We start from the raw sequence: 20989 nt of genomic DNA, 5'->3' as shown, positions 1-20989 counted from the left end.
ACCGGGACGTCATCTGTTACCGCGACAGCCGCAGGGTCAGAGCGCGGTGAAGCGCCACTGCTGGTTCGTCGCGCTGTTGCAGGTCCACTGCAACACTCGGGCGCCGTCGGCCGTGGAAGCGCCGTTGACGTCCAGGCAGAGCCCGCTCAGCACACTCTTCAGCGTGTACACGCCGGAGGTCCCGGTCCCGGTGGGGGTGAACTTCTGCTGGTTGCCGTTGTTGCAGGTGGCCTGCTGAAGGAAGGCACCCGCCGCGGTGGAACTGCCAGTGACCTCGACGCACTTGCCGCTGTGCACCGCCTTGAGGTAGAGCGCGCTGTTCCCGGCGTCGACCGCCTGCCACCTCTGGTTGTTGCCGCCGGTGGAAGCCCACTGAGTGATCTGGGCGCCGTCGGCGGTGGAGACACCGCTGACGTCCATCAGCTTGTTGCTGTGCTGCGCGGTGACCGTGTAGGTCTTGCCCGCCAGGCCGGTGCCGGTGCCGGGTGTCCCGACGCCGTTACCGCCGAAGGTGTGCGAGTCCACATCGAACGAGTTGTTGCTGTTCTTGAACACCATGTAGAGCGTGTGCGTCCCGCTGAGGGCGGCGACGCTCACCGGTGTCGTGGACTGGTAGTTGTCCCAGCCGCCCGTGCTGGGCACCGTGGTGGTGGCCAGCAGGGTGCCGGTCGGCGAGTCGGCCCGCAGCTCGATCGAGCCGCCGCCGGAGGGCGACGACAGCCGGTAGCTGACCGTCGAGATCCCCGACAGGTTCATCGGGCTGAACGCGATCCAGTCGTTGCTGGAGATGTCACCGATGCGCTTGGTGCTCTCCGCGGCGGACTGGTCCACCACGCGGACACCCGACTGGCTGCTGAAGTACTCGGACTGCTTGTGCTTCGGCTGCAGGATCGCCTGTGCGGTGCCGGTGAGCGGGGACCCGCCGCCCGAGCCGCCGTTGTCGGTGTACCTGGCGTTCAGCACGTAGAACAGGTTGGCGCCATCGGGGTGCCCACCGAGCAGGTCGGTGGAGATGGTGCCCGAGCAGCCCGGGTACTCGGTGGTCTCGTGGGCGTGGTCGTCGTGACCCAGCGCCGGGTTGAGGAACACCTTCGAGCAGTCGACAGTTCCGCCGTCCGGATCGGTCACGGTGATCTGGTACGACACCTTGTCACCGAAGGTCAGCATGCCGCCGTTGCCCGGTGTGGTGATGGTGACCACCGGGGCGCTGTTGCCGACGGTGATCGGGACGTTGGCGAAGCCGGTCTTGCCGGTGCTGTCGGTGACCTTCAACTGGGCGTTGTAGTTGCCGTTGGAGGTGTACACCTTCGACGGGTTGGCCGCCGTCGAGGTGGTGCCGTCGCCGAACGTCCACAGGTAGCTCAGCGAGTTGCCGTCCGGGTCGGACGTGCCCGCGCTGCTGAACTGGACGGTCAGCGGTGCGCTGCCGCTTGTGGGCGTGCCGGTGGCCTTGGCGATCGGTGACCGGCCGCCCTGGTTGTAGTCGATCCGGTAGAGCCCGGAGTCGCTGTTGCCGCCGCCGAAGTTGGTACCCCACTCCAGCAGGTAGAGCGAGCCGTCCTTGCCGAACTCCATGTCCATCGGCTTGTTGAACCGCACGTTGGGCAGGAACGGGTTGGTACGGGTCACCGCCGAGGAGGAGTCGAAGTGCACCTCCTTGACGTAGTTGCGCGCCCACTCGTAGAAGAAGTGCACGCCGTCGTAGTAGGGCGGGAACTTCGTCTCGGAGGGGTTTGCCGCGTCGTACCGGTAGATCGGCCCACCCATCGGCGCGGACCCGCCGGAGCCCAACTCCGGGAAGGTCGACGAGGTGCCGTAGCCGTACCACATGTTCGGCGCGACGATCGGCTTCAGGCTGGTCAGGCCGGTGTTGTTCGGCGAGTTGTTGACCGGCGAGGAGCAGTTGAACTTCGAGCCGACGACGCCGGTGTCCGGGTTGAACGGGGCGTACGGCTGGTTGTCACCGTGGCAGAACGGCCAGCCGTAGTTGCCGGCCTGCTTGATCACGTTGAGCTCGACCAGGCCCTCCGGGCCACGGTTGGTGGTGGGCGGGTTCCGGTCCGGGCCGTAGTCGGCCAGGTAGACCCAGCCGTTGGCCGGGTCGATGGAGAAGCGGAACGGGTTGCGGAAGCCCATCGCGTAGACCTCGGGCTTGGTCTGCGCGGTGCCCTGGGGGTAGAGGTTGCCCGACGGGATGGTGTAACCACCGCTGGCCGAGGGCCGGATGCGCAGCAGCTTGCCGCGCAGGTCGTTGGTGTTGCCGGCGCTGCGGGCGGCGTCCAGGTTGGACCTGCCCGACCGCCAGTCCAGCGGGGCGTAGCCCTGCCAGTTCGGGTCCAGGTTCGGTGGCGTGTCGTCGCCGGTGCCGATGAAGAGGTTGCCGTCGGGACCGAACTTGATGTAGCCGCCGGTGTGGCCGGGCTCCGCGAACGTCCGGTCGCGGTACGCCGGGATGTCGATGATCGTCACGCCGCTCGACGTGTTCAGCGTGTCACCGCTTACCGTGTAGCGGGAGACCCGGTTGACGTCGGTGCTGCTGCTGGCCGGCGAGTGGTACAGGTAGATGTAGCCGTTGGTGGCGAAGTTGGGGTCCAGCGCCATGCCGGTCAGGCCGTCCTCGCCGCCGGTGTAGACGCTGAGCGTGCCGGCGGTCACGGTGCTGTTGGTGGAGGGCTTGAAGATCTTCACCTGGCCGCCGCGCTGGACGTAGAAGACCCGGCCGTCCGGTGCCACACCCAGCGCCATCGGGTCGACGGTGTTGTCGTCGAGGGTGCGCTTCTCGAAGTTGCCCCAGACGGTGCCGCCGCAGTCACCGGCGGCGTTACCGGCCGCCCACCGGATGCCACCGAGCACGTGGTTCTGGAAGTTCGCCTCACTGTAGGAGCCGATCGCGTGGCCCATCGCGGTGGCCCACACCCGCCCGCCGGAGGTGTTGCGGCACCAGGAGATCGGGTGATCAGGGCCCATCGCCCGGGAGCCCGGGTTGTAGGTGCGCTCGTCGGCGGTCACCAGCACGTGCACGTTGCCGCGCGGGTTGGCGTCGAAGTTGTACCACTCCTCGCTGCGGGTCCACCGATCCGGCAGGCTGGCCGTCGACGGGTGCTTCTTGTCGGCGACGATGGCGGTGCCCTGGAGTACGCCGGGGGAGTGCTCGGGCATGTGGGCGCCACCGTTGATGGTCTGGTCCCACCACGGGTATTCGCTCTCGATGCCCATGTCGGTGGCGTTGTGGATGGCGACGATGCCCTTGCCGCTGGCGAGGTAGCCCTCCACCGCCTGGCGCTGCGCCGTCGAGGTCCAGACCATGCCGGAGGTCTGGAGCATGACGATCACGTCGAAGGTCGCCAGGTTACTGGCGGTGAAGACGCTGGAGTCCTCGGTCGCCACCACCTCGAAGTTGTTCGCGGCGGCCTGCTGTTGGAGCATGCTGATCCCGGCGGGGATCGAGTCGTGCCGGTAGCCGGTGGTCTTGCTGAACACCAGGGCGCGGAAGGCCGGGGCCGCCGATGCGGGTGGGGCGAGTCCGAGCGCCAGCAACAGGCCGGCGATCACTGAGATGAGCAGTGTGTTGCGACGCATGGCGTCTCCTAGGTTGGACGGGCAACTCCGATAGCGACCCCGGGCGCCGCGGTGCGCCAGGTTGTGCCTGGACGCGCGCGACGACACGAGGGTGGTGGTCGGTCCTCGTGCCGCTCGCCGAAGACGGCAGTCAGACCCGGCGGACGTCACACAGCGTGATGTTGGCTGTGGGTCTCGTCCGGTGATCCACGGGGTCAGGATGAGCTAGAAATAGGTGACTGTCAATCAAAGGACTAACGTCCGACGTCCTGCCCAGGTGACGACGAGCGCAATCGACTCTCTCGGTGCGGCCACGCTGCCGCTCGAGCTGCGGCCCTGGCAATCAGCCCCGGTCGAGGATTGCGGACCTCTATCCAAACATCTATCTTCATACGTGTGATGTTTCGTCGATGTCAAGGGAATGTTCGCAACATAAGAACGTAAGCCTCCGTCGATGTCTACGAAAGTTCGATGCCCAGCGCCTCGAAGCCGCCGTAGAGTTCGATCGAACCTTGTTGATGACTACTGTCTGTGAGGGCTTCTGGGATGTCAGATCCGCCGCCGACGCCACTTCTCACCCTTCGGGGCATCGGCAAGTCCTTCCTCGGCGTCCGCGTCCTCGACGGCGTCGACCTCGATGTCGCGCCCGGCGAGGTGCACGCCGTGGTCGGTGAGAACGGTGCCGGGAAGTCGACCCTGATGAAGATCGTCTCGGGTGGGCACGCGCCGGACGGCGGGACTGTCGAGTTCGCCGGCGAGTCGCGTACGTTCCGTGGCCCCCGTGATGCCCAGCGGGCCGGCATCGGCATCATCCACCAGGAGTTCAACCTGCTCCCGGAGCGCACCGTCGCCGAGAACGTCTACCTGGGGCACGAGCCGGTACGGCGCGGGCTTGTCGACCGTCGGGGAATGGTCGAGCGCACCACCCGACTGCTCGCGTCGATCGGTGAGACCACCCTGCCGGCCGAGGCCCGGGTGGGGCAGTTGGGCGTCGCGCAGCAGCAGGTCGTCGAGATCGCCAAGGCGCTCGCCCTGGACGCGCGGCTGCTCATCATGGACGAGCCGACCGCCGCCCTGGCCGACCACGAGGTCGAGTTGCTCTACGGGCTGGTGCGCCGGCTCCAGGAGCGGGGCATCGGGCTGCTGTACGTCTCGCACCGGCTCGCCGAGGTCTTCGACCTGTCCGGTCGGATCACCGTGCTCAAGGACGGCCGTCGGGTCACCACCGTGAATACCGCGGACACCACCGCCGACGAGTTGGTGCGGCACATGGTCGGCCGGGAGCTGTCCAGCTACTACCCGGACCGGGCCGCCCCGGAGGATCGGGGCCCGGTGCGGCTCAACCTTCGCGACGCGGGCAACCGGAAGCTGCGGGACGTCAACCTCCAGCTGCGCGCCGGCGAGGTGCTCGGCATCGGTGGCCTGCAGGGCTCCGGCCGCTCCGCGCTGGCCCGCGCGATCTTCGGGGTGTCGCCGTTCACGACCGGCGACGTCACGCTCGACGACCGGCCGGTCCGGCTGCGCTCACCCCGCGCCGCGATGCGGGCCGGCATCGCCTACGTCACCGAGGACCGCAAGGGCGAGGGGATCGTCCCCCGGCAGTCGGTGCTCGACAACGCGCTGCTCGCCAGCCGGGCCGTCTTCGCCGCCCGGTCCGGCCGGGCTGCGAGGACCGTCCGGATGCGCGAGTTGCTTGCCGCCGTGGAGGTCCGTGGCGCCGGCGACGACCAGGAGATCCGCTTTCTGTCCGGGGGCAACCAGCAGAAGGTCGTGCTGGCCCGGTGGCTCGCGCTCGACCCGCGGATCCTGCTCTTCGACGAGCCGACCCGGGGCATCGACGTGGGCGCGAAGTCCGCAATCCACGACCTCGTCCGCCGCCTCGCCCGGGACGGCGCGGCCGTGCTGATGATTTCGTCCGACCTACCGGAGCTGCTGGGGATGAGTGATCGGATCGTCGTCATGCGGGACGGCCACGTCGCGGGCGAACTGCCCGCCGGCGCGACCGAGGAGGAGGTCGTCGCGCTCGCGGTCGGCGCCGCACGTGAGGTTGTCCGGTGAGCGCGAGGAGTGAGCCGGGTTTGCGAGCCCCGCAGTCCCGAACCGGGGTGGCCCGATGAGCGCTCTGTCGCTGCTGCCGGCCCGGCGTCCCGTACCGGGCGTGTTCGTGGCCCTGACCCTGACCCTCACGATCGGCTGGCTGGTCGTGCTGCTCGATGGTGGTCAGCTCTTCAACCAGTCCACGACTGTGAGTCTGCTGCATGTCGCCGCCGGCCTCGGGCTGGTCGCGGTCGGCCAGACGCTTGTCATCCTGGGTGGGTCACTCGACCTCTCGGTGGCGTACGTGATCAGCCTCAGCACCCTGGTCGCGGCCGAGACGATGAACGGCAGCGACGGCGCGGTGCTGCCGGCGATCGGCCTGGTGCTCGTGATCAGCGCCGGCGTCGGACTGCTCAACGGGCTCCTCGTCACCAGGTTCCGGGTGAACGCGTTCATCGCCACCCTCGGCGTCGGGCTGCTGCTCAAGGGCTACCTCGACAACGGCTACGACGGCCCGGCCGGCACCACCGCACCCGCGCTGGTGCAGTCGCTCGGCTACCAGCGCGTCGGGCCGGTGCCGGTGTCGTTCCTGCTGCTGATAGCGGTCACCGCAGCGGCCTGGTTCGCGCTCTCGCGGACCCGCTTCGGCCACCATCTGGTCGCCGTCGGCGGGGATCCGGAGGTGGCCCGACTCTCCGGCGTCCGCAACGACCGGGTCCTCGTCACCGCCCACATCCTGTGCTCGATGTGCGCGGGGCTCGCCGGCATCTACCTCGCCAGTCGGCTCGGCTCGGGTGCCCCGCGCGTCGGCACCGAGGGCCTCTACGACCTGGAGTCGATCGCCGCCGTGGTGATCGGGGGCACCGCGCTCGCCGGTGGGCGCGGCGGTGTCATCGGCACCGTGGGTGGAGTGTTGCTGCTCGCCAGCATCGACGCCATCTTCAACCAGCTCGAGGTCGACGCCTTCTTCAAGCAGGTGATCCGGGGCGTCATCATCATCGCCGCGGTCGCCGTCTACGCCCGCCGGGCCATGCGAAAGGCGGCCTAGCCATGCAGACCGTCCAGCCCCGTTCCCTGCCGCTGCGTCTGCCACGGGTGCGTCCCGGTGGTGTCCTGCCGATCCTGGTGATCCTCGCCGTGCTGCTGGTGCTCGTCGGCATCCGGCAACCCGACTTCCTGGCCCCGCCGTCGCTGATGTCCTTCCTCGGCCGTTCGGCGCCGATCATCCTGCTCGCCGCCGGCCAGTACTTCGTGATCGTGTCCGGTGAGTTCGACCTCTCGGTCGGGTCCCTGGTCACCGCTCAGGTGGTCGTCGCCGCCCGGCTGATCGACAGCGACCCGGCGCGCACCTGGCCGGTGGTGCTGCTCCTGCTCGCCTTCGGAGCCCTGGTCGGGCTCGTCAACGGCCTGGTGACGACACGGCTGCGGGTGCCGTCGTTCATCACCACCCTCGGCATGTTCCTGATCCTGGTGGGTGCGGTCTACCTCTGGTCCGACGGCGCCCCGAAGGGTGGCCTCTCCGAGGAGTTCCGACGGTTCGGCCGGCGGGCCTTCGAGGACGTGCCGCTGCTGGGCCGGGTGCCGTACGCGCTCGTGGTTCTGGTGGTCCTGGCGGTGGCGGCCGTGCTGCTGATGCGCTCCGACTTCGGCCGGACGCTCGTCGCCGTCGGCGACAACCCGCGCACCGCCGAGCTGAGTGGCGTACGCGTGTGGCGTACCCGGACCTTCGCCTTCATCCTCAGCGGCCTCGCGGCGGCGGTGGCGGCGATCCTCCTGGGCGGCTACAGCGGCGTGTCGTTCCAGGCCGGTGCGGGTCTGGAGTTCGGTGCGATCACCGCGGTCGTCCTCGGCGGTGTGGCACTCGGTGGCGGGCGCGGCGCGGTCGTCGGGGCGATGCTCGGCGCGCTGACCCTCGAACTGCTCTTCGCCCTCATGAACTTCTACGGCGTCTCCGGCGCCCTCAGGTCGACCGTCCAGGGCGCGATCATCCTGCTCGCCGTGGCGGTCTCGGCAACCCGTTCCACGTCGAGATAAAGGGGATTCATAGTGCGACGTTCCATGGCGGCGCTTGCCGCTGTCACCCTGCTGTCCCTCACCGCCTGCGCCACCGACGAACCGGCCGCGAGCCCTTCGGGTAGTCCCCCGGCCGCCGGGTCGGGCACCGGAGACCAGTCGAAGTTCTTCGTGCAGGCCGACTACGACGCCGAGCTGTCGCTGCTCACCGCCACCGCCACCGGGCCCGCGGACAAGCCGTGGGAGCAGGTGCTCAACCCGACGATGGTCGACACCGCCAAGTTCAAGAAGAAGGGGCCGCACAAGGTCTGCTTCTCGAACGCGGCCCTGAACAACCCCTGGCGACAGGTCGGCTTCAAGACCATGCAGGCCGAGGTCGAGGCGCAGAAGAGCCGGATCAAGGAGTTCGTGCACGTCGACGCCGAGGGCAAGGACCAGAAGCAGATCGCGGACATCAACGACCTGCTCGGCAAGGGCTGCGACGCGCTCATCGTCTCGCCGAACACCACCGCCACGCTCACCCCGGCCGTCGAGGCGGCCTGCAAGGCCGGGCTGCCGGTCGTCGTCTTCGACCGCGGCGTCAACACGAAGTGCCCGGTCACGTTCATCAACCCCATCGGCGGGTACGGGTTCGGCCACGTCGGCGCCGAGTTCGTCAGCCGGAAGATGAAGCCCGGCGGCAAGGTCCTCGCCCTGCGGATCCTGCCCGGCGTCGACGTCCTGGAGACCCGCTGGTCGGCGGCGAAGGTGGCGTTCGACAAGGCGAAGGTCGACGTCGTCGGTGTCGAGTTCACCGACGGTGACCCGGCCAAGACCAAGAAGATCGTCGACGACTACATCCAGCGGTACGGCACGATCGACGGGGTCTGGATGGACGCCGGCGCGGTGGCCGTCGCGGCGGTCGAGGCGTTCCAGGACGCGGGTAAGCCCGTCCCGCCGATGAACGGCGAGGACCAGCTCGACTTCCTGAAGATCTGGAAGGACAAGCAGCTCACCGCGATCGCGCCGACCTACCCGACCTACCAGTGGCGTACGCCGATCATCGCCGCCCTGCGGATCCTCGACGGCGAGCAGGTCTCCAACCCGTGGAAGCTGCCGCAGCCGACCGTCACCCAGGACAACCTGGACCAGTACCTCGACGGGAACATGCCGCCCCTGCACTACGCGATGTGCGGCTGCACCGACCTGCCCGGTTACCCGCAGCGCTGGAAGTAGGTTCCGATGTACGCCATCGGCGTCAACCCCTGGGTGTGGGCCTCGCCGGTCGACGACAAGGCCCTGGCCGAGCTGATCCCGCGGATCGCCGCGTTCGGCTTCGACGCGGTCGAGTTGCCGATCGAGCAGCCCGGTGACTGGGATCCGATCCGTACCCGGGACCTGTTGGCGGCGCACGGCCTCGTCGCCGCCGGCGTCTGCGCGGTCACCCCGCCGGGGCGGGACCTGGTAGACGCCGCGCCAGCGGTCGTCGAGTCGACGGTGGCGTACCTCATGGGCTGCGTGGCGAGCGCGGCGGCCGTCGGCGCTGGATGCGTCGGCGGCCCCGCGTACGCCTCGGTCGGCCGCACCTGGCGGATGTCGCCAGCGGCTCGCGCGGCCTGCTACGCGGACTTCCGGCGAGCCCTGGCGCCGGTCGCCGAGCAGGCCGGCGAGCTGGGCGTGAGCATCGGCGTCGAGGCGTTGAACCGCTACGAGACGAGCGTCGTCAACACCGTCGAGCAGACCGTCGAGATGATCGACGGGCTGCCGTCGAACGTCGGCATCATGATCGATACCTACCACATGAACATCGAGGAGGCCGACCCCTACGCGGCCCTCGCCGTCGCCGGCCGGCACATCAAGCACGTGCAGGTCAGCGGCACCAACCGGGGTGCCCCCGGTGCCGACCACTTCGACTGGCCACGCTTCTTCGGCGTCCTGCGGGACACCGGTTACCAGGGCGCGATCTGCATCGAGTCGTTCACGGCGGAGAACGAGACCATCGCCACCGCCGCGGCGATCTGGCGCCCGCTGGCCCCTTCGCAGGACCGTCTCGCCACGGACGGCCTGCGTCATCTCCGGGAGATCCTCGGATAACCGCCACGGCCCGCCGCCCCCGCCCTCGTCGAGGCCGCCCCACCCCCTCTCATGTCAGGAGCACCGTCCCGTGTCCTCGTCGATTCCGCCGCTGCGCAGACTGCTGGCCGGCGCTGCCGCGACAGCGGTCACCGCCCTGGTCGCGGTGATGGCCTCGGCGTCCCCGGCCCTCGCGGCCACCACCACCCTCTACGCGTCACCCTCGGGCACCGGCACCAGTTGTTCGGCAAGCCAACCGTGTTCGCTGACCGCCGCGCAGACCGCGGTGCGGGCGATCAACAGCACGATGTCCGGTGACATCGTGGTGGAGTTGGCGAACGGCGCGTACCGGCTCTCGTCGCCGCTGCGGTTCACCGCTGCCGACTCGGGCACCAACGGCTATCAGGTGATCTGGCGGGCGGCCTCCGGCGCACGTCCGACCATCACCGGTGCTCGCGCGGTCACCGGCTGGTCGCTCGTCGACTCCGGCAAGAACATCTGGCGGGCCAGCGTTCCCGCCGGGCTCGACTCCCGTCAGCTCTACGTCAACGGGGCCGTCGCCTCGCGGGCACGCACCGCCGTGAACCGCTCCGACTTCACCTTCACCACGTCCGGCATGCGGTTCAGCAACAGCGCGCTCAACTACCTCAACAACCTGGGCAACCAGAACCGCGTCGAGGTGGAGAGCGTCGGTTCGTTCACCGACAGGTACTCGCCGGTGCAGAGCATCAGCGGAAACTTCCTGACGATGCAGCAGCCCGCGTGGAACAACAACACCTTCGGGTTCGACACCCTCTCCAGCCCGCACCGCGCCGGCCCCTTCTACCTGACCAACGCGTACGAGTTCCTGGACTCGGCGGGGGAGTGGTACCTCAACCCGAGCAACGGCCAGCTCAACTACATCCCGCTCTCCGGGCAGACCATGAGCTCCGTGAGCGTGGAGCTGCCGCAGTTGCAGTCCCTGGTCAACGTCGGCGGCACCCTCGACGCGCCGGCGCACCACATCTCGTTCAGCGGCATCACCTTCACCGGCACCAGTTGGCTCGGCCCGAGCAGCAGCAACGGTTTCGCCGACCAGCAGACCGGCGCCCACATCACCGGCACCTGGTCCCGCCCGTCCGACGCGCTGACCTCCTGCCAGGCCGGCTGCCCCCAGTTCGAGGCCACCCGACCGAACTGGAACCAGATGCCCGCCGCCGTGCAGGTCTCCGCGGCCAACACCATCGCGTTCAGCGACTCCCAGTTCGTCAACCTCGGGCAGACCGCGATCGGCATCGGCAACGACGCCAACGCGCACGCGAGCGGTGTCGGCCTGGGTGCCAGCAACATCACCGTCACCCGCTCCGAGATCGCCCGCAACTCCGCCGGTGGCGTCGTGGTCGGTGGCGTGCGGGCCGATGCCCACCACCCGAGTGACCAGCGGATGGTCAACCGCAACATCACCATCAGCAACAACCGGGTGCACGACCTCGGCCTGGAGTACCGGGGCGTGGTCTCGATCCTGACCACCTACGTGAACACTGCGACGGTCTCGTACAACGAGGTCTACAACATGCCGTACACCGGCCTGTCGGTCGGCTACGGCTGGGGTGCCAACGACGCCGGCGGCAGCCAGCACTACGCGAACCGCGGCCTGTACAACTACCAGCCGCGTTACACGACGGCGACCACTGCGGCCAACAACCAGGTCATCGGCAACTACGTGCACGACGTGATGCAGCAGATGACCGACGGCGGCTGCATCTACACGCTGTCGGCGAACCCCGGCGCGACGATCAACCAGAACTACTGCCTGCGGACCAACGGCTGGTTCGGGCTCTACTTCGACGAGGGTTCCCGCTACTACACCGCCCGTAACAACGTGTTCTCCTCCACCGGCACCTGGGCGACCGCCAACTACTGGTACGCGGAGAACATGGGCAACTTCACCGTCACCAACAACTGGTCGACGAACAACTCCACGAACGTGACGAACGGCGACCGTGGAAACGTCGTCAACAACAACGTCACGGTCAGCAACGGCAGTTGGCCGTCGGGCGCGCAGACGGTGATCAACGCCGCCGGCGTACAGAGTGGTGGCGGCACCAACCCGCAGAACGTGCAGATCGTGGGCGTGCAGTCGGGCCGCTGTGCCGAGATCGGCAACTCCAGCACGACCAACGGCACGTTGGCTCAGATCTGGGACTGCATCAGTGCAGCCACCAACCAGCGGTGGACCCACACCGCAAGCCGGCAGCTCATGGTCTACGGCACCAAGTGCCTGGACGCCTCGGGACAGGGCACCACCAACGGCACCACGGTGGTGATCTGGGACTGCAACGGTCAGGCCAACCAGCAGTGGAACGTCAACGCCAACGGCACGATCACCGGAGCGCAGTCGGGCCTCTGCCTGGACGCCAACGGTGCCGCGACGGCCAACGGCACGAAGTTGATCCTCTGGGCCTGCTCCGGCGGCGCCAACCAGCAGTGGCAGCTGCGTAGCTGACCCGGACCCGCGGGCTCTCGACTGGCGCGCGGGGAGACCTGCCGACGAGCGGTATACCTCAGAGGCATAAATATGCCTCTGAGGTATACCGCTCATCAGCGCGTGCGCCCCGGGTGACGGTGACCGACGGTGGTCGACCCGGCCCGCTCGGGTCTACTGCCCGGCACCCGCCGGGGCCACCGTCAACCCGGCAACTGCCTCGTAGCGGACCGGGATGGGGTCGGTGAGTTCCCCGACGAACGTGTCGTCGACGTGGTCGAGGAAGCCGATGAGGGACCAACCGTCGGCGGGTCCGGGGACCAGCCGGGGCGCGTACAGGTGCGGGTGGGCGAACGGCTTGGCGGACGCGATGTCCCACGGGCCGAGCGTGCTCTCGCCGGTCGCCACCCAGATCCGGTGGTCGTCGCGGCGGGCGCTGCCGGTGGCGTCGGTGGAGAACAGCAGCAGCGGCTGCCCGTCGATCACCGCGACCTGGGGTACCTCCAGGTGACCGAAGCCGGCCGGTGTCGACAACGGCGGCGCGACGGTCCAGGTGACGAGGTCGGTGGAGGTGGCGTGGCCGACGACGCCACGGGTGTTCGCCGGGCCGGTGTTGGCGCGGGCGGTGACGAGCATGTGCCAACCCTCGCCGTCGGGGTCGGGGAACACCCAGGGGTCGCGCCACGCCTGCTCGTACCACAGGTCCTTGTCAAGCAGTTCGTACCAGGTGGGGTCGGCCTGGACGATCGGCTCGGTGCCGTGCCGGTGCCAGGTCATGAGGTCGTCGGAGACGGCCAGCCCGATGCGTTGGACGAGCCCGTCCTCGGCGCGGCCGACCCCGGTGTAGAACAGGTACCACCGCCCGTCCGGCCCGCGCACGGTGCAGCCCGTCCAGGTCGCCAGGTCGTCCCAGCCGGGCGCGTCGGCGGGGACCACGGCGTCGGCGACCAGGCGCCAGGAGCGCAGGTCCTTCGAGACGGCGTGACCGATGGTGGCCCGGCGGTGGCGGCGGTGCGGGTCGTGCAGGGCGCGGGACGCGCGCAGGAAGAACACGTGCCAGAGGCCGTTGTCGTCGCGCGCGTACCAGCTGTCCCACACCCAGTGGTCGGGTAGACGAAGCATGGTCGGAAACCTAGCACTAAACCGTTTTAGCGTCGGCCAAGGCTGGTCCGCAGTCGTTCCCCGGAAGGTCCGGGCGGTCAGCCGGCCGGAGGCGCGAGGGACCGGCGTCGGCGCAGCGGCATCGGGACGAGCGCGGGCTCGGCGACGCCGTCGTCCAGGAGCAGCTCGACCGCGCGTCGTCCCATCTGCTCGTGCGGCAACGCCGTGGTGGCCAGGCTGGGCCGCAACCAGGCGGCGATCGGGTCGTCGTCGAACGAGATGACCGAGATGTCGTCCGGGACGGTCAGCCCCGCCTCGCCGAGTGCCTGGTAGGCGCCGAAGGCCAGGCGGTCGTTCATGCAGATGATCGCGCTGGGACGCTTCGGCTTGCTCAACAGGCCACGCATCGCGGCGTAACCGTGCTCGGGCAACCACTCGGTGCAGAAGCACTCGGCCAGGAGGTTGACGTCCGCCTCTTCAAGCGCCTGCCGGATGCCGTGCAGGCGGGCGCGGGCGGCGAGCGAGACCTCCGGGTCGTCCTCCTTGAGTCGGTTGCGGCCGATCAGCGCGATCGCGTCGCGGTGGCCGAGCTCCAGCAGCGCGGTGGCGACGGAACGGCCGGCCCCCTCGTCGTCGGGCACCACGCTTGGCAGACCGTCGGGGCTTGTGGCGTTGAGCAGCACCACCGGGCCGCCGAGGATTGCCGCTGGCACGGTCAGCCGCCGGGTCGCCATCGCCGCGTAGATCACCCCGTCGACCTGCCGGTCCAGGACGGCCTCGATGGCGTACTGCTCGAAGGTGGCGTCGCCCTGCGTCTCGGTGATGAGTAGGACGTGGTCCCGCTCGCGGGCCGCGTCGAGAGCGCCGCGGATGAGGTCACCGGCGAACCGGGTGGTGGCCACGATGTCGGAGACGAACGCGATGGTCGCGGTCTTGCGGGTACGGAGGCTGCGCGCGGCGAGGTTGGGCCGGTAGCCGAGCTCCTCGGCGGCGGCGAACACCCGTTGGTGTGCCTCGGCCGAGAGTCGGGTGCCCTCTCTGCCGTTGAGCACCATCGACGCGGCGGTCTTGGACAGCCCGGCTCTCCGCGCGACGTCGGCGAGTGTTGCTCTGTTGCGGCCCATCAGTCCTCCGAATCAGGCGCGGTGCCACGGGCGCCGCTCCTGCCCATCATGATGCGTCGCCGCCCGGGATCGAGCGCCGGCCACGTCGGCGTGGTGTGAACGAGTCGTTTCCGCACCGTTGCCAACTTGTCCTTGACAGCTCCCCGCGCCGCGCGCATGCTCTGCTAAATCAGTTTAGCGACCACTTCTGGCGCATCCAGAGGCGCCTTCGGTGGATCTCAAGGAGTCATGAGATGGCAGATGTGGTGACGAAGTTTCCGCGACGGAGAACCGTGCTTCTCGCGTCGCTGCTGGCGGTGGGGTTGAGCGCGACGGCGTGCAGCGCGCCGGGGGAGGACCGGTCGTCGACCCAGAAGTCCGATGCCGCCGTCAAGACCGAGCTGGGCACCGACCCGATCACCCTGGAGATGTACGCGGAGACCGGCTTCCCGCTGGCCAAGGCGTTGGCCGAGGAGTTCTCCAAGCAGCACTCGAACGTGAAGTTCAACATCCGCGAGGACCAGTTCACGGTGATCGTGGAGAACGCGCCCCGGGTGATGGCGTCGGACAACTCGCCCGACATCATCCGGCTCCCCACGATGGTCGACCTGGTCAAGGACGACCTGCTCAAGAACCTCGACCCGTACTTCACCGCGTACGGCTGGGACACGTTCCCCGCCTCCCAGCTGGTGCAGCTGCGTGTCGGCGAGAACACCCGGGGCACCGGCTCGCTGTACGGGATGGGGCTCGGCTACAGCGTCACCGGCGTCTTCTACAACAAGAAGCTGGCCACCCAGATCGGCATGACCCAGCCACCGGCCACGGTCGCCGAGTTCGAAGAGCTGCTGGCCAAGGCGAAGACCGGCGGGGTCCAGCCGATCATGCAGTTCAACAAGAACACCGCGGGCATCAACTTCCCGCACCAGGCGCTACAGAACCAGTTCGGCGACCCGACCCAGGTCGCCGACTGGATCTTCCAGAAGCCGGGAGCCACGTTCGACACCCCGGCAGCCCTGAAGGCCACCCAGACCATCCAGAAGTGGGCGCAGGCCGGCTACTTCACAAAGGACGCCAACGCGCTCGACTACGCGGGCATGGTGGGGGAGTTCCAGAAGGGCAACGGCCTGTTCATGTTCAACGGTGACTGGGAGTCGGCGAACCTCGACAAGTCGATGCCCGGCAACGTCGGCTTCTTCCTCTTCCCCACCGAGTCGTCGGGTGGAAAGCACGTGGCGATGTCAGCCCCCAACACCTTCGGCGTCTCCGCCAAGGCGAAGAACCCGGACGCCGCCGCGTACTTCCTGAACTGGGTGCACACGAACGCCAAGGCCCGCGAGATCTCGGTGACCGTTGGCGGCTCCAGCCCGGGTGGCCCGAGTGACCTGCCGGTGCCGAGCGCCGCCCCGAACACCGTGCTGGCCGAGACCCTGAAGGCGTCGCAGCAGCTCGGCGCGGAGAACGGCGCGGTGGACTTCACCGCTAACGCGACCGGCGGCATCTTCGCCGCCGCGATCACGCCGGAGATGCAGAAGCTGATCGCCGGCCAGCAGACGCCCGAGGGGTACGTGAAGGCGGTCCAGGCCGAGTACCAGAAGGAACTGTCCCGATGACGTCTGCCCTCGGCAGCGCACCGACCGGGCACGACGATCGTCGCGCCCGTCCGACCCCCACGCGGGCCCACCGATTCCGGTGGGCCCGCGCGGCCGGGACCGGCTGGTTGTACGTCCTGCCCGCCCTGGTGATGTACGCGGTGTTCGTGCTGCGCCCGCTCGTCCTGACGCTCCAGTACTCGCTGTACGACTGGAACGGGATCGGGGTGGCCCGCTGGGTGGGCCTGGACAACTACCTCACCGTCTTCACCGACGGCGACCTGCTGAAGATCATCGGCAACGCCATCGTCCTGATCGTCTTCTTCAGCTTCATCCCCGTCGGGCTCGGGCTGTTGGTGGCGAGCATGGTTCGCCGGATCACCACCGGCGCGTTCGGCACCGTGGTCCGGACCATCCTGTTCCTGCCGCAGGTCATCCCCCTGGTGGCGGCGGGCATCGCGTGGAGTTGGCTGCTCTCGTCGAACGGTCTGGTCAACCAGGCGCTGCGCGCGGTCGGGCTGGGTGGCGTCGCCCGCGCCTGGCTCGGTGACTTCGACACGGCGTTGCCCGCCGTGGGTGTCATCGGGGCCTGGGTCCTGCTCGGCCTCTGCACGATCCTGCTGGTCACCGGCATGAGCAAGATCGATCCGGCGCTGTACGAGGCCGCCCGCCTGGACGGTGCCGGTCCGGTCCGCGAGTTCCTCGCCGTGACCCTGCCCAGCCTGCGCCAGGAGATCGGTGTCTGCCTCACCGTGACGATCATCGCGGCGCTGGCGAGCTTCGACATCGTCTACATCTCCACGAGTGGCGGCCCCGGCCTCCAGACCACGGTGCCGGGCCTGGAGATCTACCGGCTGGCCTTCTCGCAACGGCAGGTGGGGCTCGCCTCGGCGCTCGCCGTCGTGCTGATGCTGCTGGTGCTGGCGTGCGTCCTCCCGATCCAGCGTCTGAGCCGAGGGGAGAAGCCGTGAACCTGAGCCGCCGCGAACAGGTGACCGGCCGCGTCTTCCTGATCGCCCTGATCGTGGTGACCCTGCTGCCGTTCGTCAGCATGCTGTCGGCGGCGCTACAGCCCCGTGGCACCGTGCCGAACGGCCTCGAGTGGCCGTCCGACCCGCAGTGGGGGAACTTCGCCGACGCCTTCACCGCCGCCAACATGGGCGCCCTGCTCCGTTCCAGCCTGCTCATCGTGGCCGGCGTCGTACCGGTGTCGGTGCTCATCGCGACGATGGCCGGCTTCGGGCTCGGTCAGCTGCGGGTGCCCGGCGGTCGACTCGTCTTCGGCCTCTTCCTGCTGGGTCTGACCCTGCCCTTCGAAGCCGTGGTCACACCGCTCTACTACCAGATGCAGGACCTCGGTCTGCTCAACACGCGTTGGGCCATCATCCTGCCGCTGATCGGGCTGTACATGCCGTTCGCGGTGTTCTGGATGCGGGCGCACTTCACCAACGTGCCGGTCGAGTTGTCCGAGGCGGCCCGGGTGGACGGCAGCAGCACGTGGCAGTTGTTCTGGCGGGTCCAGGTGCCGCTCGCCCGCCCGGCGATCGCCTCGCTGACGATCCTGATGTTCCTCTGGACGTGGAACCAGTTCCTCCTCGCCATCGTCCTCGTCGACGACGCCACCAAACGCACGATGGCCGGGGCGCTCGGCGCGTTCCAGGGTCAGTGGGGCACCGATCTGGTGCTGCTGTGTGCCGGGTCGCTGCTGATTCTCACCCCGACCCTCATCGTGTTCCTGATCTTCCAGCGACAGTTCATCAAGGCCCTGATCCAGGGGTCAGTGAAGGGGTAGGCAGTGGTCTCACAGCCACAGATCCACGGCGACGTCGACGAGCGCTACGGCCGCGTCGCCGACGTCTTCCGCGACAACTTCACCTCCCACGGTGAGGTCGGCGCGGCGGTCACCGTCTACGTGCGGGGCCGCAAGGTCGTCGACCTGTACGGCGGGGTGGCCGACACCCGCACCGGGCGGCCCTGGGAGGCGCACACACCGGCAGTCGTCTTCTCCTGCACCAAGGGGATCCTGGCGGTCTGCGCCTACCTGCTGGTCCAACAGGGTCGGCTCGACCTCGACGCCCCCGTGACGCGCTACTGGCCGGAGTTCGGCCAGCACGGCAAGGCGCACATCCCGGTGCGCTGGCTGCTCACCCACCAGGCCGGTCTGCCCGCGCTGGACCGCACCCTGACCCTCGACGAGGTCCTGGCGTGGGATCCGGTCGTCACGGCGATCGAGGCGCAGGCCCCGCTGTGGGAGCCGGGCACCGCGCACGGCTACCACTCGATGACGTACGGCTGGCTGGTCGGCGAGGTGATCCACCGCGTCACCGGCCAGTTCCCCGGCGCGTTCTTCGCCGACACCGTCGCGGACCCGCTCGGCCTGCGTACCTGGCTGGGGCTTCCGGCGGCCGAGAGCGACAGCGTGGCCTGGGACCTGGCACCGCCCCCGGACCCCGACCCGTTCGTGGACCCGGTCGCCGAGCGGGGCATCACCATGGGGGGCGCCTTCGCCTTCCCGGCCGACGCCGACGGCCTGGTGAGCTTCAACGACGACGCCATCCGGGCCGCCGGTGTGCCCGGCGCGGGCGCGGTGAGCACCGCCGACGGCCTCGCCCGCCTCTACGCGGCGTGTGTGTCGGACCTCCAGGGTGGACCGCTGCTCACCGCCGCGTCGGTGGACGACGCGGTCGTCGTCCGGTCGCGGGGTCAGCAGCGACACGGACCGCCGGACACCGGCCAGCGTTGGGGTACCGGCTTCCTGCTGCACTCGCCACCGGCCCGGCCCCTGCTCGGTGAGCGCAGCTTCGGCCACGACGGCGCGGGCGGCAACCTGGCCTTCGCCGACGCCGAGCACCAGGTGGGGTTCGGCTACGTGGTCAACCAGATGCGCGCAATGGGTGACGAGCGCGCCAACCGCCTCACCGCCGCCGTCCACGCCTGCCTGACCACCTGACCCCGGCCGGCCCCACCCACCCCCCCCCACCCCCGGGGCCGGCCGGCCCCCTCGGTCGATCATGAAGTCATTGCCTCGACACGCCGTGGACGGTGGCAACAACTTCATGATCACCGAGGTGGGGGGTGTCGCCTGGTCCATGGCCTCAGGGCTTGGGCTGGTTGAGCGGCCAGCAGGATGCGGAGCACTGCAACAAACCTGCAAGCGTCAGCTATTGCCCTCAGGGAAACCGCTTTCCTACGATTGCGTTACATCGATGTTTCCCTTAACGGCCGGGCGAGCAGGTGGCCCGCTCGCAGCGCATCCCTGCCTTGACCAGGGCGTGAGAGACCTCGATGACGTCATTGCGATTCATTGTCGTCAATTCGTAAGACGCCCGTCGACAGGTGCGGTCGCGACGACCATCGGACGAAGCCTGGAACCAGACGAATGCGAAGGTGAGGCGACATGAGACGACCAGTCGTGTTGCGACGTCAGGCGGTGGTGGCCGTCGCGGCCCTGGTGGCCGCGCTCGGAGTGGCCCTGCCGACCCCGCAGGCATCGGCGGCGGTCGGCAGCGCCACCGGCTACGCCACCCAGAACGGCGGAACGACCGGAGGCGCGGGTGGGCAGACGGTGCGGGCCAGCACGGGCACGGCGATCCACGCGGCGCTGTGCGGTCGGACCAGCAGCAGCACCCCGATCACCATCGAGGTCTCCGGGACCATCAACCACGGCAACACCAGCAAGGTGTCGGGGTCGAGCTGCAACACCGCCGCCGGCGTGATCGAGCTCAAGCAGATCAGCAACGTCACCATCGTCGGCGTCGGCAGCGGTGCCGTCTTCGACCAGCTCGGCATCCACATCCGCGACTCCAGCAACATCATCATCCAGAACGTGACAGTGCGGAACGTCAAGAAGTCGGGCTCACCCACCTCGAACGGTGGGGACGCCATCGGCATGGAGAGCACGGTCCGCAACGTCTGGGTCGACCACGTCACCCTGGAGGCCTCGGGCGGGGAGTCCGAGGGGTACGACGGCCTCTTCGACATGAAGGACAACACGCAGTACGTGACCCTGTCCTACAGCATCCTGCGCAACTCCGGTCGGGGCGGCCTGGTCGGGTCGAGTGAGAGCGACCTGTCGAACGGCTTCATCACGTACCACCACAACCTCTACGAGAACATCGACTCCCGTACGCCGCTGCTGCGGGGCGGTGTCGCCCACATCTACAACAACCACTACGTGAGCCTGCACGAGTCCGGCATCAACTCCCGGGCCGGGGCCAGGGCCAAGGTCGAGAACAACTACTTCCGCGACTCCAAGGACGTGCTCGGCACGTTCTACACCGACGAGCGCGGCTACTGGCAGGTCGCCGGCAACGTCTTCGACAACGTGACCTGGTCCAGCGCCGGCAGCGAGAACTACCCCGCCGGCCCCAACCCGACCTCCACCACCACGGTCAGCATCCCGTACGGGTACCGCCTCGACGGGGCGAACTGCGTGCCGGACGTCGTCCGTCAGACGGTCGGCGCCAACACGGGCCTCAAGGTGTCGGACGGCAGTTGCTCGCCGCAGACCCCGCCGCCCACGACGCCGCCGCCGACCACCCCGCCACCCACCACACCCCCGCCGACCACGCCCCCGCCCACCACGCCGCCGCCAAGCGGCGGGACCAACCTCAGCCTCGGCGCCGGCGCCGACGGCTCCAGCAAGGCCAGCGGGACCAGCTACGGCAACGTGCGCGACGGCAACCTGAGCACCTACTGGTCGCCGGCCGGGTCGACCGGCACGATCTCGATCAAGTGGGGCTCCGCTACCCGGGTGTCCCGAGTGGTGATCCGGGAGCCGTCCGGCACCCAGGGCTCCATCGGGGCCTGGCAGTTGATCAACAACGACAACGGGGCCGTGTTGGCCGCCGGCAGCGGAGCAGGTTCGATCACCTTCTCGGCGACGGCGATGAGCAAGATCAACTTCAAGATCAACAGCTCCGGCGGTACGCCCCGGGTCGGCGAGTTCGAGACGTACGCCAGCTAGGCGGTCGAGTCCTTACCCCGGCGGCGCAACGTGCCGCAGGGCCGGTAACCGTCGCCGAGGCGGATGCGGTGAGGAGCGGTACACCTCAGCGGCATAGTTATGCCGC

Annotated in this window: 14 protein-coding genes; 11 read left to right on the top strand and 3 right to left on the bottom strand. The window is 68.9% G+C overall.

Annotation, left to right across the window (positions count from 1 at the left end; all coding sequences use genetic code 11):
• Window positions 1-36 precede the first annotated feature (36 nt).
• On the bottom strand, window positions 37-3579 hold the full coding sequence (locus tag ACWER9_RS27180; RefSeq protein ID WP_452304513.1) for a ThuA domain-containing protein: 3543 nt from the start codon (window positions 3577-3579) through the stop codon (window positions 37-39).
• Window positions 3580-4104: 525 nt separating this feature from the next.
• Here ACWER9_RS27180 and ACWER9_RS27175 point away from each other — a divergent pair.
• The 6 genes from ACWER9_RS27175 (at window position 4105) to ACWER9_RS27150 (ending at window position 12145) form a co-directional block, all read left to right on the top strand.
• The gene (locus tag ACWER9_RS27175; protein ID WP_452304512.1) at window positions 4105-5616 is read left to right on the top strand and encodes a sugar ABC transporter ATP-binding protein; all 1512 of its coding nucleotides are present in this window, start codon (window positions 4105-4107) and stop codon (window positions 5614-5616) included.
• A gap of 55 nt (window positions 5617-5671) precedes the next feature.
• Window positions 5672-6643 (top strand): ABC transporter permease, encoded by a 972-nt coding sequence (locus ACWER9_RS27170; protein WP_452304511.1) that lies wholly within the window; start codon window positions 5672-5674, stop codon window positions 6641-6643.
• Window positions 6644-6645: 2 nt separating this feature from the next.
• Window positions 6646-7629 (top strand): ABC transporter permease, encoded by a 984-nt coding sequence (locus ACWER9_RS27165; RefSeq protein WP_452304510.1) that lies wholly within the window; start codon window positions 6646-6648, stop codon window positions 7627-7629.
• A 12-nt stretch (window positions 7630-7641) separates the two neighbouring features.
• The gene (locus ACWER9_RS27160) at window positions 7642-8823 is read left to right on the top strand and encodes a substrate-binding domain-containing protein (protein WP_452304509.1); all 1182 of its coding nucleotides are present in this window, start codon (window positions 7642-7644) and stop codon (window positions 8821-8823) included.
• 6 nt (window positions 8824-8829) lie between these two features.
• Window positions 8830-9681 (top strand): sugar phosphate isomerase/epimerase family protein, encoded by an 852-nt coding sequence (locus tag ACWER9_RS27155; RefSeq protein ID WP_452304508.1) that lies wholly within the window; start codon window positions 8830-8832, stop codon window positions 9679-9681.
• Window positions 9682-9751: 70 nt separating this feature from the next.
• Window positions 9752-12145, top strand: a complete 2394-nt coding sequence (locus tag ACWER9_RS27150) for an RICIN domain-containing protein (RefSeq protein ID WP_452304507.1) — start codon at window positions 9752-9754, stop codon at window positions 12143-12145.
• Window positions 12146-12298: 153 nt separating this feature from the next.
• Here ACWER9_RS27150 and ACWER9_RS27145 read toward each other — a convergent pair whose 3' ends face one another.
• Together ACWER9_RS27145 and ACWER9_RS27140 are read right to left on the bottom strand one after the other, a co-directional pair.
• Window positions 12299-13327, bottom strand: a complete 1029-nt coding sequence (locus tag ACWER9_RS27145) for a family 43 glycosylhydrolase (RefSeq protein ID WP_452304524.1) — start codon at window positions 13325-13327, stop codon at window positions 12299-12301.
• Window positions 13324-14349: a LacI family DNA-binding transcriptional regulator gene (locus ACWER9_RS27140; RefSeq protein ID WP_452304506.1), complete on the bottom strand. Its 1026-nt coding sequence runs from the start codon at window positions 14347-14349 to the stop codon at window positions 13324-13326. Before ACWER9_RS27140 ends, ACWER9_RS27145 begins: the two co-directional genes overlap by 4 nt.
• Window positions 14350-14582: 233 nt before the next feature.
• Here ACWER9_RS27140 and ACWER9_RS27135 point away from each other — a divergent pair, with 233 nt between their 5' ends.
• The 5 genes from ACWER9_RS27135 to ACWER9_RS27115 all read left to right on the top strand — a co-directional run bounded on the left by ACWER9_RS27135 (window position 14583) and on the right by ACWER9_RS27115 (window position 20883).
• The gene (locus ACWER9_RS27135) at window positions 14583-15938 is read left to right on the top strand and encodes an ABC transporter substrate-binding protein (RefSeq protein ID WP_452304505.1); all 1356 of its coding nucleotides are present in this window, start codon (window positions 14583-14585) and stop codon (window positions 15936-15938) included.
• Window positions 15935-16888 carry a carbohydrate ABC transporter permease gene (locus tag ACWER9_RS27130; protein WP_452304504.1) on the top strand — a complete coding sequence of 318 codons (954 nt, stop codon included), beginning with the start codon at window positions 15935-15937 and terminating at the stop codon, window positions 16886-16888. The genes ACWER9_RS27135 and ACWER9_RS27130 overlap by 4 nt, the downstream gene beginning before the upstream one ends.
• Window positions 16885-17709 carry a carbohydrate ABC transporter permease gene (locus ACWER9_RS27125; RefSeq protein ID WP_452304503.1) on the top strand — a complete coding sequence of 275 codons (825 nt, stop codon included), beginning with the start codon at window positions 16885-16887 and terminating at the stop codon, window positions 17707-17709. Before ACWER9_RS27130 ends, ACWER9_RS27125 begins: the two co-directional genes overlap by 4 nt.
• Window positions 17710-17712: 3 nt before the next feature.
• Window positions 17713-18867: a serine hydrolase domain-containing protein gene (locus ACWER9_RS27120; protein WP_452304502.1), complete on the top strand. Its 1155-nt coding sequence runs from the start codon at window positions 17713-17715 to the stop codon at window positions 18865-18867.
• Window positions 18868-19314: 447 nt separating this feature from the next.
• Window positions 19315-20883 carry a pectate lyase family protein gene (locus ACWER9_RS27115; protein ID WP_452304501.1) on the top strand — a complete coding sequence of 523 codons (1569 nt, stop codon included), beginning with the start codon at window positions 19315-19317 and terminating at the stop codon, window positions 20881-20883.
• Window positions 20884-20989 lie beyond the last annotated feature (106 nt).

Source organism: Micromonospora sp. NPDC003944 (assembly GCF_053605225.1).
The sequence above is the reverse complement of the archived record's forward strand: the minus strand, read 5'-3'. Positions and strand labels throughout refer to the sequence as shown.